Below are 16035 nucleotides of genomic sequence, written 5' to 3'. Positions count from 1 at the left end.
TTTTATTGATTTATAAATAAAATATTATGATTATTTTTTAAATAGTGATTATCTTTCCATTCGCTAGGGAAATCTCCTAATACGTCTTTGAGAATGACGGCTTCATATGATACGCTTATCGTTATGTTTTTCATGTCGTCTACAATCTTATTGGATTCTACCACGAATTCAGGCATAACAGACGGCTCAAATAAAATATCTCCTTCCTTCAGCTCTTGTATCGATTTAGATAAAGTAAGCGTGTCGTAACCGTCTTCAGAAGTATCTATATCGGTAATTTTAACCTCTTCTGCTGTTCCGCTTTTCTTTATGGTCTCATCTTTGGTCAAGAATGAGTTTTTGGATACTCTTGGCTTAGAAGACGTCCCACCGCCAACCACAACGGCATATTTAACCAGGGTAGCCTCTAATTGGTTGAAATCAACTTTCACAAAAGCGCCTCGAGGAATAAGTGTTCCTACAGGTAATTTATTGGTTAAATTAAATCCACCCGGCAGCACCTTGCTTTCTCCTCTCCAAAAAGGTTGTTTGGTGCCTGTATATTTTGTTTCTTTAAATGTTATTCCCATATTTTTTAATTTGTTTTATCTGGCATACTTGCGGCAAAATCTTTCCCGTATTGTGTGGGTATACTTGCATCAGATACTTGAATGCCTTCTCTTTTTTCAGGCACCCCCGCATTTATTGTGGATTGCTTAATAGTTGAAAGTAATTGCTTGATCTGCTCCTCTTGCATGTTGTCGTCAATTTTTACCCCTATCATCCGCCATTCAGGAATGTCCATGTCTTTGACGTATTTAGAAATAATTTGCGCTCGTTTTTCCTTATGTTGCTCTTCTATTAATTTTTTATTTTGCTCGGAAAGGCTGGAAATAAGCTTTTCATTTTTCTCTTTATACTCTAAAAACCAATTCGGGACTTGTTGCGTGTCAGATTCAATACCGCTTTTTGGTTTATTTTTTTCTATTTCAAGTTCAGTAAGTTTTTTTTGTAGAATTGACTTTTCCTGACGAACCGTATCTACTTCTCCTTGAAATGTTTTTAAAAGACCTTCGACCCCGCTTGTGGCGTTTTCGATGTCTTGTTCTTTAGTGACGTTATGGACTAAATAGTCTACCACCCCGTTAAATGCTTTGTCGCTAAACCCTAAATTTTTATATTTAGTTTTCAGTGAGGTCATTATTTTTTCTTTCATACAAAATATTTTGTTTAACAATTAATTCAACAAAATTACCTTACTGAAAGTAGTAGTTATTGATTTTAACCTAAAAGTTACTTTAAAAATTACTTTACTTTTTTAAAATGAAGAATATAAAAGGGGGCCGATTTCTCAATTATAAAGAATAATATAAGACTTTAATGTTGTTGAAAATCAATACAATATCATAGTCTATTAGACAAAGTTAATATCTGACAAAATGTTTTTATTATCTCTGATAAAATAGGGTAGTGATTGGGCTTTGCTAATTCTATTAACGTTGTCACTGATCCATTGCAGCAGGTTTGAAGGTAATGTTTCAACCTCATTCTTACTTTTCCAATCTATCTCTTTTCCTTGCAGGGTGTATTTATTTAGAAGCAACATTTCTTGGTGTGTCATCAGTATAGGGTCATACTGCATAAGCATTGAGGGTGCCAACCTACAAACTTAAAATACTTGGGGTATTTTCCCTTTAATGCTTCACAGGTTTTGCAGGGATAAGGGTTGTTGCTTCTCTTGATTTCATAGCCAACCACAAAAGGCATAGATTCCCATCTTTCAATATCTGCAGTTTTGTAGGCTATGTTTATCTCTGTTCTTGTTAACCGTAAAGCGTTCTTTTTTCTGCTTCTATATACTCCTGTGCCCGGCGAATATTCTTTAGCGGCTTTTGACAAGGTTGTTTTATATCATTAATTTATTTTTATATAAATTTACTGTTCTAACGAAATTAAAAATTTATTTTTAAATGAGAGTTATAAGATTTACGAATTTTTTATTCTTATTAGTATCTTTTATTCTAAAAGCACAAATAATATTAAATTCGCCTGATAATTATATAATACAAGATTCCTTACATGGCACAAATACAGCGTATAGAAAAAAGTGGGATGTTAAACATTATGACCTTGTCATTGAACCTGATTTTAATGCAAAATATATAAAAGGATCAAACAAAATTAAATTTCAAAATAAAGGATCAGATATAATTCAAATTGATCTTCAAGATCCTATGAAAATCGATAGTATTTTGACTGTAAAAAATACCATCATCCCATTTATAAAAAAAGGAAATTTTTATTTTTTAGACATAACTCATATTACGGACAAAGAGAATATCAACTATGAGCTAACCATTTATTTTAGCGGTAAACCTAAAATAGCGGAAAATGCACCATGGGACGGAGGTTGGGTATTTACAGAGGACAGAAAAGGTAATGATTGGATGAGTGTTGCTTGTGAGGGTATTGGAGCCAGTGTATGGTTTCCATGCAAAGATTATCTGGGAGATGAGCCTGATGAAGGAATGACATTGACTATTGTCACCAGAAAAAATTTGAAAGGTATTGGCAATGGTAAGCTTGTCAGTTATTGGAAAGAATTTCAAAAAAATTACTTTAAATGGCAGGTAATTAATCCAATTAATACATATAATATAATACCTTATATAGGAGATTATGTTAATTTTAAAGATATATATAAGGGAGAAAAAGGAGATTTAAAATTAAGTTACTGGGTTATGCCTGATAATTTAATTCAAGCAAAGTCTCAATTTGGACAGGTAAAAAAGATGCTTGAAGCATTTGAATATTGGTTCGGACCCTATCCTTTTTATGAAGATGGGTATAAGTTAGTTGAATCGCCTTATTTAGGTATGGAGCATCAAAGCGCAATTGCTTACGGAAATCAATATAAAAATGGCTATTTAGGACAGGATAGAAGTGGTACGGGAATAGGATTAACCTGGGATTTTATTATCATACATGAATCTGGCCACGAGTGGTTTGGTAATAATATTTCTACTGCAGATATAGCTGATATGTGGATACATGAAGCTTTCACCACCTATTCGGAAACTTTGTTCGTGGAATACTATTATGGAAAGAACGAGGCTGACAAATATATTATTGGTCAAAGAAAGAATATTAGAAATGATATTCCTATTATAGGCCCACACCATATGCATAAAAAAGGAAGTACAGATATGTATGATAAAGGAGCCAATATGATACATACAATAAGACAAATTATAGGAAATGATAAAGTATTCAGAGATATTTTAAGAGGTTTGAACCAAGACTTTTATCATCAAACTGTTACTTCGAAACAAATTGAAGAATATATATCAGAAAAATCAGGTATTAATTTTTCCAAGGTTTTTGACCAGTATTTAAGAACGGTGGAAATACCTGAATTAAATTATTATTTGAAAGATAATACCTTATATTATAAATGGTCCAACGTTGTTCCAGGTTTTTCTATGGAAATCAATACATCAATAGGGAAAATAAGGCCTTCGGAAAATTGGAAATTCGTTAAAATCAAAAATTTAAATGAAGGGTTTTATGTTGATGAAAATTACTACGTCAAAGTTCACAAATTAAATAATTAAATCACTAAATCACTTCTTTTTTAACTTTTTAACTGTAATAATAGTGATGCTTATAAACCCTATCATAGTAGCAAAAAGGTAGGTTAAGAACATAAAATTTAAGTACTCAGCAGGTATGGGATTATATAAATATTTAATAATCATCTCTGCAGCCTGAAAAAACAATAATATACCAACTACATATAAAATAATGTAAAACATATACTTCATTATATCGGTTGTTTTCAATAAAAACTTATAAAGTTTAAATGAAATAATGATAAATACAGTAAAGAACAGGCTATAAATAAAATAAACCATATATAAATATTATTAATCTGTAATTTCATCTTCATTGGAACCCTCTTCATTTTCCTCTATCGATTTGAGTTTTTCCATCAGAACCTTATCTATTCTATAGGCGTCTTTATCTACTACTTCAAAAGAAAATCCATTATAATTAAATTTTTCTGCAACTTCAGGAATATATTCCATATGATAAATTATAAATCCGGCTAATGTAACATATTCATCATCATCTAATTCAATAATGGTATCATCAAAAAACGAATTTAAATCTCTAATTCCAATATTACCATTAACCAAATAAGAACCGTTTTCACGTTCTACAATCTCAGTCTCTTCCTCATCGCTCTCTGGCATATCTCCTATAATGCCTTCAATAAGGTCTTGCAAAGTAATTATACCTTGAAAAGTACCATATTCATCTACAACAAAGCCCATATGTTGCTTATTCTTACGAAATTCTTGTAAAATATCAACAGAATGCATATTTTCATGAATAAAAATTGGAGTTTTTAGAATAGATTTTATATCAAAATCAGGAGAGTTTATATTTTCATAAAATTCTTTAATAGCTAAATATGCATTCGCTTCGTCTAAATTTCCATCACAGACGGGAAACTTGGTAAAATTACTGTCTTTGATTTGGCTTTCAATTTCTTCAAAACTATCTTTTAAATTTATCCATTCTACTCTTTTACGATAAGTCATCAAGCTCTTAGCTTTTTGCTCCGAAAAAGCAAAAACATTCTGATGCAGCTCACTTTCCTCCTTTTCTAACACTCCCTGTAAACTTGCTGTTTTTAACATATAAATTAATTCGTCTTCAGATATTTTTTCTCCTTCTACATTTGAAATTTTAAATATCTTATTAAATAAATGAGTTGAAAATGAAAGTATTTTAACAAATGGATAAAGGGTCATTGAAAAAACTTTGATAATAGGAGCGACGAACAAAGCAATTTTTTCAGAATTTCTCATGCCGAAAGTTTTGGGAATAAGTTCTCCTAAAACTATGGATACATAGGTAATTAATGCTATAATGACCATGTAAGACAGTTCGTTAGCATGAGCTTGAGTTAATGAGAAATGCTCAAAAAATGGTATGACATGTTTTACTAATGTAGCTCCACCATATGCACCTGATATAATTCCGATAAATGTGATACCTACTTGAATAGAAGATAAAAAATCTTCAGGTTTTTCTAAAAGATTTAGAACTGTTTGAGCCTTTTTATTTCCTTTTTTTACTTTATTTTCAATCTTTTGCCTTTTAACAGATACTAAGGCAATTTCTGATATAGCGAAAAAGGCATTTAAAAAAGTTAATAATAAAAGAATTCCTATTTCTAACATTTTAATACAAAAAAAATTAAGTTTATTCCCAGGTAGTTGTTTCAATCATTTTAATAATATCTTTTTCAATATAGTCAACAGCAGGTTGTAAAGAATCAGGTCTAGGCTGAACTTTAAAATACAAATTACCAGAAAGGAAATGTTTAGTACTGTCTGTTACATAAAATTGAATGTTTGAAGCAGATTCGCCCCCCAATCGATAAAGATTTCCAAATATTTTTTTCTCTGGGTAAGAAAATGACTTGGCCTTTATTGAATTAGCTTTTATTGTATGTTCATAAACAAGTCTTTGAGCTTCTTTTAATAATGAATTCAAATTTCCATCAACCTCAGAATAAGTTAAGTATAAAGTAGCTTTCATTGATGGATAACTAAAATTGTACCAACAATTTTTATGTTTATCTATTACTTTTGTGAAGGCTGAATATTGAAATTCAAAGGGACAATTTTCTCTTTTAAAAAGTATGTAACTTGGAGTAGGGTATTCTAATCTTACTTGACCAGTCGGCTTAGGTAAATACTCTTCTTTCTTACAACTTATTAATGTAAAAGAAAATAGGGGTATGGAATATAAAATATATAATTTTTTTAATAATTTACTCATCTAAATAAATATGTTTTGGTATTTAATTTAAATAATATATAACTGATTTTTAACTATAATACGTATATTGTTATATCTATTATAGATAAATAGAAGATTTTTATGTAAATATTCTATGTTATAATGAATATATTTTGTAGAAGATTTAGTATAAACAAAAGTAGTCAATGTATAATTCTGTAAACTTACAATAAGTAATTTACAAATATCAATCCTCTTAAAATAATATGAAAAGAGAAAAATATTAAATAATGGGAGATAAATTAATGAAATACTCGTGGGCCCGGGTTCATCCATATAAGTTAAAATTTTTTTATAAGTATTTTTGAGATTTAAAAATCATGCTGAACTATATCATCATTATCAGCTTGCTTACCCAATAAGTTAGATAAGAATAAAATATTATCTGCTATAACTTCAGTAATATGTTTGGTGATACCGTTATCATCAAATTTTCGAGTTTTTAGCTTACCTTCAATATAAACCTTACTCCCTTTTTTAAGAAATTTTTCACAAAGTTCAGCCAGTTTATTTCTTACAGTTATATTATGCCAATCAGTTACATCTACTTTTTCTCCTGTTTCTTTGTTTAAATAACTTTCAGATGTAGCAACAGGAAAGTTAACAACAATATTTCCATCACTAAACCTATAAGATTTTACGTCGGTACCTAAATTTCCAACTAAAATTACTTTATTAATAGATGTACTCATTTTTATATATAAATTGATCGCATTAATGAACAAAAGTAATAAAAAATTTAATTATAAAATAAAAAATTTTCCACAGGTTTAGGAAAAGCATACCTTTTTAAGTTGTTTTTATTCAAAATTATAGCGTTTATCTTATTAGCGACTTGATAAAAATCATCTTTATTAATTTCAATCTCTGAAATGGTAATAGTTAATAACCTATGACTTAGCTTATGTTTAATTTGATGGTTATAGAGAATGCTGAAATTTTTGAAATTATTATCATATAAAGGAAATTCATATAATCCTTTCCATATGGAATTATTATTTCTTTTTTTTATCAATGTTAAGTTTTTATAAAAAAGATAGACGTAATGAATTTTTTCTTCTTTAATTTTAATAAAGGATGATTTGATCGGAAGAACATTTTGTAAATTATTTTTATAAGCTAGACATTCATCTTGTATAATACATTGATTGCATTTAGGATTTAACGGAGTACAAACCAAAGAACCGAAATCCATAACAGCTTGATTGAAATCGCCCGGATTTTCCGGCATTAAAGGTTTAATCAAATCAAAAAAGTATTTGAACGTACTACTTTTACTTATATCTTTTTCAGAGCTAAAAATTCTGGTATATACTCTAAAAGCATTACCATCAATGGCAGGTATTTTTTGATTGAAGGATATGGAGGCGATGGCAGCAGCTGTGTATTTACCAATACCTTTAAGTTTGACTATCTCATCATAGGAAGTGGGAAAAATACCATTTAATTTACTTGAAATGTATTTTGCGGTAAAGTGTAAGTTATGTGCCCTTGAATAATATCCTAATCCTTGCCAAGAAATTAAAACTTCATCTTCTGTGGCATTTGCCAAAATCTCTATACTAGGAAACCGTTTTATAAAATTTAAATAATATTCATATCCTTGATTAATACGAGTTTGTTGAAAAATGATTTCCGAAATCCAAATGTTATAAGGAGAACGGGTTTCCCGCCACGGCAATAAGCGTTTATTGTTTTTATACCATTTCTGTAAAAGACTAATAAAATTCACACTTTTAAATGTTTATAAGTTTTACTTTCCAAAAATAATATTATATTTGCAAACTCAAAATTTAATTAGAAGTATAATAATATAATATTTAAAGTATGACAAAAGCAGATATCGTAAATTCGATTTCAAGTAAACTGGGTCTTGAAAAAGTTGAAACTCAAAAAGTCGTGGAAGTTTTTATGGATGAGATTAAAACTGCTATGGCTAAGGGTGATAATGTTTATTTAAGAGGTTTTGGAACTTTTTTAATTAAAAAAAGAGCTGCTAAAACAGGAAGAAACATTTCTAAAAATACAACTATAAAGATTCCGGCTCACAATGTACCTGCTTTTAAACCAGCTAAATCTTTTGTTGAAAACGTTAAAATAAATGTTAAAGTTAAAAATTAGTAATAATTAATTAAATAAAAGTATACTATGCCAAGCGGAAAAAAAAGAAAACGTCATAAGGTTGCGACCCATAAACGTAAAAAAAGAAGAAGATTAAATCGTCATAAAAAGAAAAATAAATAATTTTCTTCTAACAATAAAACTAAGTTTTTTTACTTAAGATATTTGTACATTCTTTACCCAAGTTTAATGTTGAAACAATAGGTAAAGAATGTTTTTGTTCAAAATGAATATATAAATGGGTGGATAATTAATGTAAAAGATGAGTAAAGAATTAATAGTATCATACGAACATTCAAAAGTAAGGATTATAATATTAGAAGAGGGGAGAATTCAAGAACTTCATGAAGAAGAGATAGGAAATAATTTTACTGTTGGAGATATTATTATGGGCAAAGTAAAAAAACTTGCTCCAAGTCTTAATGCTTGTTTCGTGAATATTGGGTTCGAAAAAGATGCTTTTTTACATTATCTAGATTTGGGACCACAAATTAAATCTTCATTAAAATACTGTAAAGGAGTTTCTTCCGGTAAAATAAATTCTCCCAAGTTAACTTCATTTTCTTTCGAAGAAGATATAAATAAGGATGGAGTCATACAAGATGTTTTAGCTCCCAATCAGGATATACTTGTACAAATAACTAAAGAGCCTATTTCAACTAAAGGTCCTCGCTTATCATCAGAAATTTCTCTAGCCGGAAGGTATCTTGTATTAATACCTTTTGCTTCTAAAACTTCTGTGTCCAGAAATGTATCTACTGCTGAAGAGAAGGATAGACTAAAACAAATAGGAGAACAAATTCGTCCTAATGGTTTCGGTCTTATTATTAGAACTGTAGCTGAAGGTAAATCTGCTCAAGAATTACAATTGGAATTAGTTAATTTGCTAAATAAGTGGAACAATGTATGTTTTAGGAACATTAAAAAAAGCAAATCACCTGCTAAAATTCTAGGAGAGCTGGATAAAGCATCATCGATTCTCAGGGATAATTTAAATGAAGATTTTATAAGCATTGTTTGTGATAATGAAGAATTAGCCGGAGAGATGAAGGAATATCTCAATACTATAGCTCCCGAAAAATCTAAATTAGTTAAATATTACGATTCCCACATCCCTATTTTTGAATATTATAATATCGATAAGCAGATCAAGCAATTATTTGGTAAGCATGTTAATATATATCAATCTAAAGGAGCATATTTGATAATTGAGCATACTGAAGCTTTGCATGTTATAGATGTTAATTCAGGAAATGTAACAGCCAATCAAAAATCTCAAGAAGATGCAGCTCTACATATTAATAAGTTAGCCGCAGCAGAAATTGCTCGCCAATTGCGTTTACGAGATATTGGAGGAATTATAGTTATTGATTTTATTGATTTGACATCTTCTCAACACAAAAAAGATCTTTATGAATATTTAAAAAAAGTGATGAAAGACGACAAAGCAAAACATAAAATCTTACCTCCTAGTAAATTTGGTTTAGTTCAAATCACAAGACAAAGGGTACGCCCCCAAAAACAGTTGAATACAACTGAAGAAAATCCTAATATCAATGGTAAAGTAGAATCCCCTATTGTACTTGTGGATAAAATTCAACAACAAATTTTAAATGCCATAGTATATAATAAAGGAAAACTGTATTTGCACACTCATCCTTTTGTAGCAGCTTATTTGACTAAGGGTATTAAAAGCATTCGTAATGAATGGTTTCTTAATTATAAAAGATGGATAAGAGTAATACCGAGGGATAGTTTTAAATATCTTGAATTTCAAATTCAAAATGAAGATAAGGAGGTAATTTTTAAATTTTCTAATTAAACCTTTTAATATTCTTTTATTAGCTTTAATTATTCTGGATTTCCAATTAGTAAATAAAAATTTTTTTAAATTATTTTAATTGGGATTATATTTCAACCTGTATATATAATCATAAGGGGTCCTACAAGATAATAATTTTTTATAAAAATTTATAGATATGTTAAGTTAGATTTTTTTATATTTTAGAAATAAAATAACCTAACCAAACACCTAAGACTCCGGTAAAAATGCTGATAAATACATAAAAGGCTAAAGTTATAAAATGATGATTTTGATATAATTGTAAATTTTCGGCTGAAAAGGTTGAAAAAGTAGTATACCCTCCACAAAAACCGGTTATTAAAAATAATTTTATATCATTATTTACAAAATCAAATCGTTCTGATAAGCCGAAAAATAATCCAATTATTATGCAACCGCTACAATTTATAAGAAATGTTGCTAAAGGAAATCCTCCCCAATAATATTTTTGAATGTTAATAGATATAAGATAACGAATTATTGAACCTAAAGATCCACCAAATCCAACTAAAAATAAGTTATTAATCATAAAATAAAATTTAAGTGTTTAATAATTAAAAAATAAGAATATCGAGGTTAATAATTTTAATTGCATATATCCATTAAAATTTACTAATTTTTATTTTATAAATGATACATTAAATTCCATTGTCATCATCATCTTCACCATTGGTATACCATTTACTATATTTGATATAGTTTGAAGCAGTCTGATGTATTTTATCCTTCTTTATTTCTTCTGAAGTAATACCTATTTTCTTTGCAGGAACACCGCCCCATATTTCACCTTTAGCAACAAGTTTACCTTGTGTAACTACAGCTCCGGCAGCAATAATTGCATCGCTTTCAACGGTTACATTATCCATTATTATGGCGCCCATACCAATTAAAACATTATCGTATATAGTACAACCATGAATAACTGCATTATGACCTATCGATACGTTATTACCAATAAAAGTTGGATATTTCATATAGGTACAATGAATCACTGCATTGTCTTGAATATTGACTCTGTTACCGATTTTTATAAAATTAACATCACCGCGTATTACCGCATTAAACCAAACAGAACTTTGATTTCCAATCGTCACATCCCCAATAATTACACTTGTTTCCGATATATAACAATCTTTTTCAATAGATGGATATTTATCTAATATTTTTTTAATTAGAGCCATATTTTAAATAATATTATAAGATTCTGTTTATATATACTAGCAAGTTATGTATTTTTGAAGAATTAAACTAAATGATATGAAATTAAAAATTGAAATTACCCCTAATAAAAATATAGTTAAATTTGTCGCTCCCTCAACATTAGTAGAAGGAAGCTATGAAATAACGGATATGAGTCAGGCTGGTTATATTCCTATAGCTCAAGAGTTACTTCAATTGCCATTTATTACCAATATTTTTATTACTGCAAATTTTATTGCTGTTCAAAAAAATGACATGGTTGAATGGGATATGGTTCTAGATGAAGTAAAAGAGCTAATTGAAGACGAATTGTTAGCGAATCCTTCAGTTATATTGCAACCACGTTACAATCCCATTTCTGTGTATGTAGAAAGGACACCCAATAATTCTGTAATGAAATTTGTTACTAACAGAATATTAATAGAAGGAATTATTGAATTAAAAAATATCCATGAAGCTAAAGAAGTACCGTTAGCACAATTCTTATTTAGCTTTCCTTATGTCAAAGAAGTATTTATATCAGATAATTTTGTTTCTATAACAAAAATCGATGAATTTAATTGGGAGGATATCTCTATGGAAATAAGATATAATATTTCTGAATATATTAAAGAAGAAAAAGAAATCAGCAACATAAAAAATTTTTCAACTTATAAATCTATAGATAATTCTGAGAAAAAATTTTCAGAAATTGAAATTAAAATTAAGAATATATTAGATGAGTATGTATTACCGGCCATAACAGGAGATGGGGGGAATATCGAACTTATTTCTTTTGATGAAAAAACTAAAATTGCTAAAATGCTTTTACAAGGAGCTTGTAATGGTTGTCCATCATCAACTTTTACATTAAAAAATGGTATTGAGGAACTTTTAAAACAAATGTTGCCCAATGAAATTGAAGCAGTAGAAGCGATTAATGGGTAAGTAAAATTCCCATTATTAATGCTTTATAAGTTTTTCAGCAATATAATTACAAGCTTCATTCAATTGATTGAAAACTTTTTCAAAATTTTCGATATCACCATAAAAAGGGTCAGGAACACTTTGTTTAACTGCAGTAGGTGATTCGGACATAATTAACTTAACTTTTTTTTTGTCCGCTTCTTTTTTTGCTTTAAAAATAATATCACTGTAATTGGCATGATCCATTACATAAATAATATCAAACTCATCAAAATCAGAAGTAATAAATTTTCTTCCTCTTAGCTTAGATATATCAATATTGTTTTTTTTACAAACTTCTATTGCACGTTTATCAGGTTTTTCATTCACATGATAATCTGTAATTCCGGCACTATCAACAGTAAAACTATCAGGAAGTTTTGATCGTAAAATTCCTTCTGCCATTGGTGAGCGACAAACATTACCTAAACAAACCATTAATATTTTCATATATCAGAAGTCAATTTTTTATTTAAATCGTCAACATAGGATTTGAATAATTTATCAGTCTCAAATAAATTATCAACAGTTTTACAAGCATGTAATACGGTTGCATGATCCCTTTTACCAATCTGAATTCCAATTGAAGAAAGAGAAGCATTAGTATACTTTTTAGCGAAATACATAGCTAGTTGTCTAGCCTGAACAATATCTCTTTTTCTGGTTTTAGATTGCAAAGCATCTATAGATACTTTGAAATAATCACAAACTAGATTTTGAATATATTCTATCGTTATATCTTTTTTCGAGTTAGTGATAAGATTAGAAAGCGTTTTTTCAACCAGCTCTAACGTAATTTCTTTTTTATTGAAAGTTGCTTGTGCAATTATTGAGTTAAGAGATCCTTCCAGTTCTCGAATATTTGTTTTTATATTTTTAGCAATATAATCTAAAACCTCTTCAGAAAGCGCAATACCGTCAAATTCCATTTTTTGTTGAAGGATTGCTAGTCTTGTAGTGTAGTCGGGAGATTGTATTTCTGTTGAAAGCCCCCATTTAAATCTAGATATCAAACGTTGCTCAACATCTTGAATGTCTACTGGGGATTTATCCGAGGTTAAAATAATTTGTTTTCCGTTTTGATGTAAATGATTAAATATATGAAAAAACACTTCCTGTGTGCCTTTTTTACCGGATATAAAATGAATGTCATCTACAATTAACACATCAATCATCTGATAAAAGTGGATAAAATCATTTCTATTATTTGATTTAGTAGCTTCTTGGAATTGTTGACAAAACTTTTCCATGGAAACATATAAGACGGTTTTTTCAGCTTGTATCCTTTTAACTTCTAAACCAATAGCATGAGCCAAGTGTGTTTTACCTAAGCCAACGCTACTATAAATAAATAAAGGATTGAATGAAGTACCTCCGGGTCTTTTTGCAATTTGTTTACCAGCTGAACGTGCAAGACGATTGGAATCGCCTTCAATAAAATTATCGAATGTATAATTAGTATTGAGCTGACTATCAATTTTTAATTTTTGTAATCCGGGAATTATAAATGGATTTTTAACGCCTCTTTCAATGAATAGGGGTGCTTCTACTTCCTGAACCTTTATTTGTGCTTTCTGGGAACTTGGAATATTTACGGTAAAAGAATTTTCAGACTGTTGGTTTTTTTCCATCATTATGGAATAAACCAACTTTGCATCTTTCCCAAGGTTTTTTGTTAAGGCACTTTTAATTATCTTAATGTAATTTTCTTCAAGATATTCGTAGTAAAATTTACTGGGTACCTGTATGGTCAATATTTTATCTTGAAGCTTTACGGCCTTGATTGGTTGGAACCATGTAAAATAGGATTTCTCAGAGATATTATCTTTGATATATTGCAGACAAGCTTCCCATATTGAAATCGCAGAATTTAACATTTTTTTAAATTTGTATAAAAATTAGGATGAAATTTTAATCACCTATTGGAACACAAAATTGTTAATTTATTTTAGAAAAAAAAAGAGGATTACCTGTTGTATTTTTAGAAATTTATTAGTAAGTAAATATATATATTTTATTATGATTGAAATAATGACAAAATAAGAGTAAGAAATAATAAAAAAATTGAATGGGATATGTCCAGTATGGCTATTATCCATGGTTTTTTGAAGCAGGGAGGGTAGAATTGTTGGGAGTTCTGGAAATGCCTTATAAATAGATCAAAGAAAAAGGTCTAATACTTCCAGTAGTAGTTTTATCTGATAAATTTATAAAACCGGTCAGGTGTGAGATGAATTAATTATTCATATATAAATAAAATTCTCACAAGGTGCATGCGTATTTTATGACTATAAAATAAAAATACGTAATAGCACTTATTTTATCAACTAGGGCTATTAAATCTTTTTTATAGTAACAAAATTTTGCGCGAAATAAGAGTTAAATTTTTCAAAAAATAAATCTTTTTTTTTCATAGGAAGTTCAATGGTAAGATTACACTTATCGGAAAACAAGCTTGATAATATTTCAATAGTTAATTTTTTCAAAAGAGTCATAATTGAAGATTGGTAAGTATAATCAAAAACCAGCTCATATTTTTCGCTCAATTCTTTGGTAATGATTTTAGCGGATTCAATAGTATACTGAGCACTCTCTTTATAAGCTTTAATCAATCCTCCAACTCCAAGTTTAGTTCCGCCAAAGTATCGTACTACTATTAAAAGTACATTAGTAAGTCCGGATGAAAGCAATTGGTTATATATGGGTAATCCTGCTGTACCGGAGGGTTCTCCATCATCATTTACTCTATATAATTCTCCCGAAATACCAATTCGAAAAGCATAACAGTAATGAGTCGCATTTGGATAAAGAGTTACACTTAATTTTATATAATTTTTTACTTCTTGTTCATTATTGACATTAAATATGAGACCGTAAAATTTACTGCCTTTTATTTTCAAAAGGGCATCAGTTATTTCAGAATCAATAGTTTTATAAATAAAATTATCAAACATGCATATTTAAGATATTGATTTATAAATTAGTGATTAGTATAACGCTGATGAGTTTTTTAAATATGATATCAGATTGTTTCCCAATAGTTCTTGATTAATAATTTCTCCATAAAGTGTGGGAGCATTCGTTCCATTCTTTATGAGGGTTTGTGATGTTATAATAATTGCTTCATCCCATATTCCTAAATCAATAAAATGCTGTAAAGTTCGTTCACCTCCTTCAACAATTACCGATTGAATATTTTTATCGTATAAGATTTTTATTATTTGTGGAATAATATCCTTGTCAAAATTTAATTTGAAATAGTTTAAATGATTATTTGATTTTGATATTTTTTTATTAAAAATAAAAGTGTCCGCTTGTTCATTTAAAATATTATGACTTAGTGGTATTTCTAAATTTTTATCAATGAGTAACCTTATCGGATTTTTACCATAAATAGTTCTGGTTGTTAAATTAGGGTTGTCTATTAAAGCAGTATTTTTTCCAACTAATATAGATTGCTCTTCATTCCTTACTACATGTGATTTCTGAATTGAAAAGGGGTTACTAATCCAGAATGGTTGATTCCTATCTTCACCATTATCTATTTTCTTATTTAATGTTTCTGCCCATTTTAAAATAATATACGGTCGTTTTTTTAAATGGTATGTAATAAATCTTTTATTTAATTTTTTACATTCATTTTCTAAAATTCCGGTAACAACTTCGATTCCTGAATTACGAATTAATTCAATTCCTTTTCCATTAACTTTGCTGGTTGGATCAGTGATACCAACAACAACTTTTTTAAACTTTAAATCAACTATTTTTAAAGCACAAGGAGGCGTTTTACCATAATGAGAACAGGGTTCTAAAGAAACGTATAGGGTACTGTTCTTTAATATGCTTGGATCTTTTACCGAAGAAATAGCATTAATTTCAGCATGAGCTTCACCTGATTTTCTATGCCAACCTTCACCAATTATTTTATTGTTATATACTATTACAGAACCAACTAAAGGGTTAGGATAGGTAGTTCCTAAACCATTTTTAGCTAGATCAATGCAGCGCAGCATGTAGATTTCATCGACATTTTTGCTCATTAATATATTTTTATCCGGAAAATATTATAT

At 28.9% G+C, this 16035-nt stretch carries 18 protein-coding genes; 4 read left to right on the top strand and 14 right to left on the bottom strand.

What is annotated here, in order from left to right; translation table 11 throughout:
- Positions 1–2: 2 nt before the first annotated feature.
- From ASC36_RS08965 to ASC36_RS08955, 4 genes are all read right to left on the bottom strand, one after another.
- Positions 3–569, bottom strand: coding sequence for a hypothetical protein (locus ASC36_RS08965; RefSeq protein WP_055426159.1), 567 nt, complete (start codon positions 567–569; stop codon positions 3–5).
- A 5-nt stretch (positions 570–574) separates the two neighbouring features.
- The gene (locus tag ASC36_RS08960; RefSeq protein WP_141656247.1) at positions 575–1180 is read right to left on the bottom strand and encodes a hypothetical protein; all 606 of its coding nucleotides are present in this window, start codon (positions 1178–1180) and stop codon (positions 575–577) included.
- Between the two features lie 213 nt (positions 1181–1393).
- On the bottom strand, positions 1394–1600 hold the full coding sequence (locus ASC36_RS10710; protein ID WP_141656246.1) for a hypothetical protein: 207 nt from the start codon (positions 1598–1600) through the stop codon (positions 1394–1396).
- The gene (locus ASC36_RS08955; RefSeq protein WP_055426157.1) at positions 1600–1878 is read right to left on the bottom strand and encodes a hypothetical protein; all 279 of its coding nucleotides are present in this window, start codon (positions 1876–1878) and stop codon (positions 1600–1602) included. Before ASC36_RS08955 ends, ASC36_RS10710 begins: the two co-directional genes overlap by 1 nt.
- 71 nt (positions 1879–1949) lie before the next feature.
- On the opposite strand from ASC36_RS08955, the gene ASC36_RS08950 reads away from it, so the two are divergent.
- Positions 1950–3593 (top strand): M1 family metallopeptidase, encoded by a 1644-nt coding sequence (locus tag ASC36_RS08950; protein ID WP_055426156.1) that lies wholly within the window; start codon positions 1950–1952, stop codon positions 3591–3593.
- Positions 3594–3905: 312 nt separating this feature from the next.
- Here the strand turns inward: ASC36_RS08950 and ASC36_RS08940 are convergent, their stop codons facing one another.
- From ASC36_RS08940 to mutY, 4 genes are all read right to left on the bottom strand, one after another.
- A complete protein-coding gene (locus ASC36_RS08940) occupies positions 3906–5231 on the bottom strand; it encodes a hemolysin family protein (RefSeq protein ID WP_073961260.1) in 1326 nt (441 codons plus the stop codon).
- Between the two features lie 22 nt (positions 5232–5253).
- Complete coding sequence (gene gldD, locus ASC36_RS08935) at positions 5254–5835, bottom strand: gliding motility lipoprotein GldD (protein ID WP_055426154.1); 582 nt, start codon at positions 5833–5835, stop codon at positions 5254–5256.
- A 332-nt stretch (positions 5836–6167) separates the two neighbouring features.
- Positions 6168–6548 (bottom strand): single-stranded DNA-binding protein, encoded by a 381-nt coding sequence (locus tag ASC36_RS08930; protein ID WP_055426153.1) that lies wholly within the window; start codon positions 6546–6548, stop codon positions 6168–6170.
- A 47-nt stretch (positions 6549–6595) separates the two neighbouring features.
- The gene (gene mutY, locus ASC36_RS08925) at positions 6596–7588 is read right to left on the bottom strand and encodes an A/G-specific adenine glycosylase (protein WP_055426152.1); all 993 of its coding nucleotides are present in this window, start codon (positions 7586–7588) and stop codon (positions 6596–6598) included.
- A gap of 95 nt (positions 7589–7683) precedes the next feature.
- Between mutY and ASC36_RS08920 the strand changes: the two genes are divergently transcribed.
- Together ASC36_RS08920 and ASC36_RS08915 are read left to right on the top strand one after the other, a co-directional pair.
- Positions 7684–7977 carry an HU family DNA-binding protein gene (locus ASC36_RS08920; RefSeq protein WP_055426151.1) on the top strand — a complete coding sequence of 98 codons (294 nt, stop codon included), beginning with the start codon at positions 7684–7686 and terminating at the stop codon, positions 7975–7977.
- 262 nt (positions 7978–8239) lie between these two features.
- Positions 8240–9799: an Rne/Rng family ribonuclease gene (locus ASC36_RS08915; protein WP_055426150.1), complete on the top strand. Its 1560-nt coding sequence runs from the start codon at positions 8240–8242 to the stop codon at positions 9797–9799.
- A gap of 175 nt (positions 9800–9974) precedes the next feature.
- Here ASC36_RS08915 and crcB read toward each other — a convergent pair whose 3' ends face one another.
- Together crcB and ASC36_RS08905 are read right to left on the bottom strand one after the other, a co-directional pair.
- On the bottom strand, positions 9975–10349 hold the full coding sequence (crcB, locus tag ASC36_RS08910) for a fluoride efflux transporter CrcB (protein WP_055426149.1): 375 nt from the start codon (positions 10347–10349) through the stop codon (positions 9975–9977).
- Between the two features lie 109 nt (positions 10350–10458).
- A complete protein-coding gene (locus ASC36_RS08905) occupies positions 10459–11001 on the bottom strand; it encodes a gamma carbonic anhydrase family protein (RefSeq protein ID WP_055426148.1) in 543 nt (180 codons plus the stop codon).
- Positions 11002–11077: 76 nt separating this feature from the next.
- On the opposite strand from ASC36_RS08905, the gene ASC36_RS08900 reads away from it, so the two are divergent.
- Positions 11078–11947: a NifU family protein gene (locus tag ASC36_RS08900; RefSeq protein ID WP_055426147.1), complete on the top strand. Its 870-nt coding sequence runs from the start codon at positions 11078–11080 to the stop codon at positions 11945–11947.
- Between the two features lie 15 nt (positions 11948–11962).
- On the opposite strand, the gene ASC36_RS08895 is transcribed toward ASC36_RS08900, so the two are convergent.
- From ASC36_RS08895 to ribD, 4 genes are all read right to left on the bottom strand, one after another.
- Complete coding sequence (locus ASC36_RS08895) at positions 11963–12415, bottom strand: low molecular weight protein-tyrosine-phosphatase (protein ID WP_245630764.1); 453 nt, start codon at positions 12413–12415, stop codon at positions 11963–11965.
- A complete protein-coding gene (gene dnaA, locus ASC36_RS08890; protein WP_055426146.1) occupies positions 12412–13842 on the bottom strand; it encodes a chromosomal replication initiator protein DnaA in 1431 nt (476 codons plus the stop codon). Before dnaA ends, ASC36_RS08895 begins: the two co-directional genes overlap by 4 nt.
- Positions 13843–14301: 459 nt before the next feature.
- On the bottom strand, positions 14302–14919 hold the full coding sequence (locus ASC36_RS08885) for a YigZ family protein (protein WP_055426145.1): 618 nt from the start codon (positions 14917–14919) through the stop codon (positions 14302–14304).
- A 33-nt stretch (positions 14920–14952) separates the two neighbouring features.
- Positions 14953–16005, bottom strand: coding sequence for a bifunctional diaminohydroxyphosphoribosylaminopyrimidine deaminase/5-amino-6-(5-phosphoribosylamino)uracil reductase RibD (gene ribD / locus ASC36_RS08880; RefSeq protein ID WP_055426144.1), 1053 nt, complete (start codon positions 16003–16005; stop codon positions 14953–14955).
- Between the last annotated feature and the right edge of the window lie 30 nt (positions 16006–16035).

This window comes from Apibacter mensalis (assembly GCF_001418685.1).
GTDB classification, from domain to species: Bacteria; Bacteroidota; Bacteroidia; order Flavobacteriales; family Weeksellaceae; genus Apibacter; species Apibacter mensalis.
This window is presented reverse-complemented; position numbering and strand designations above follow the sequence as displayed.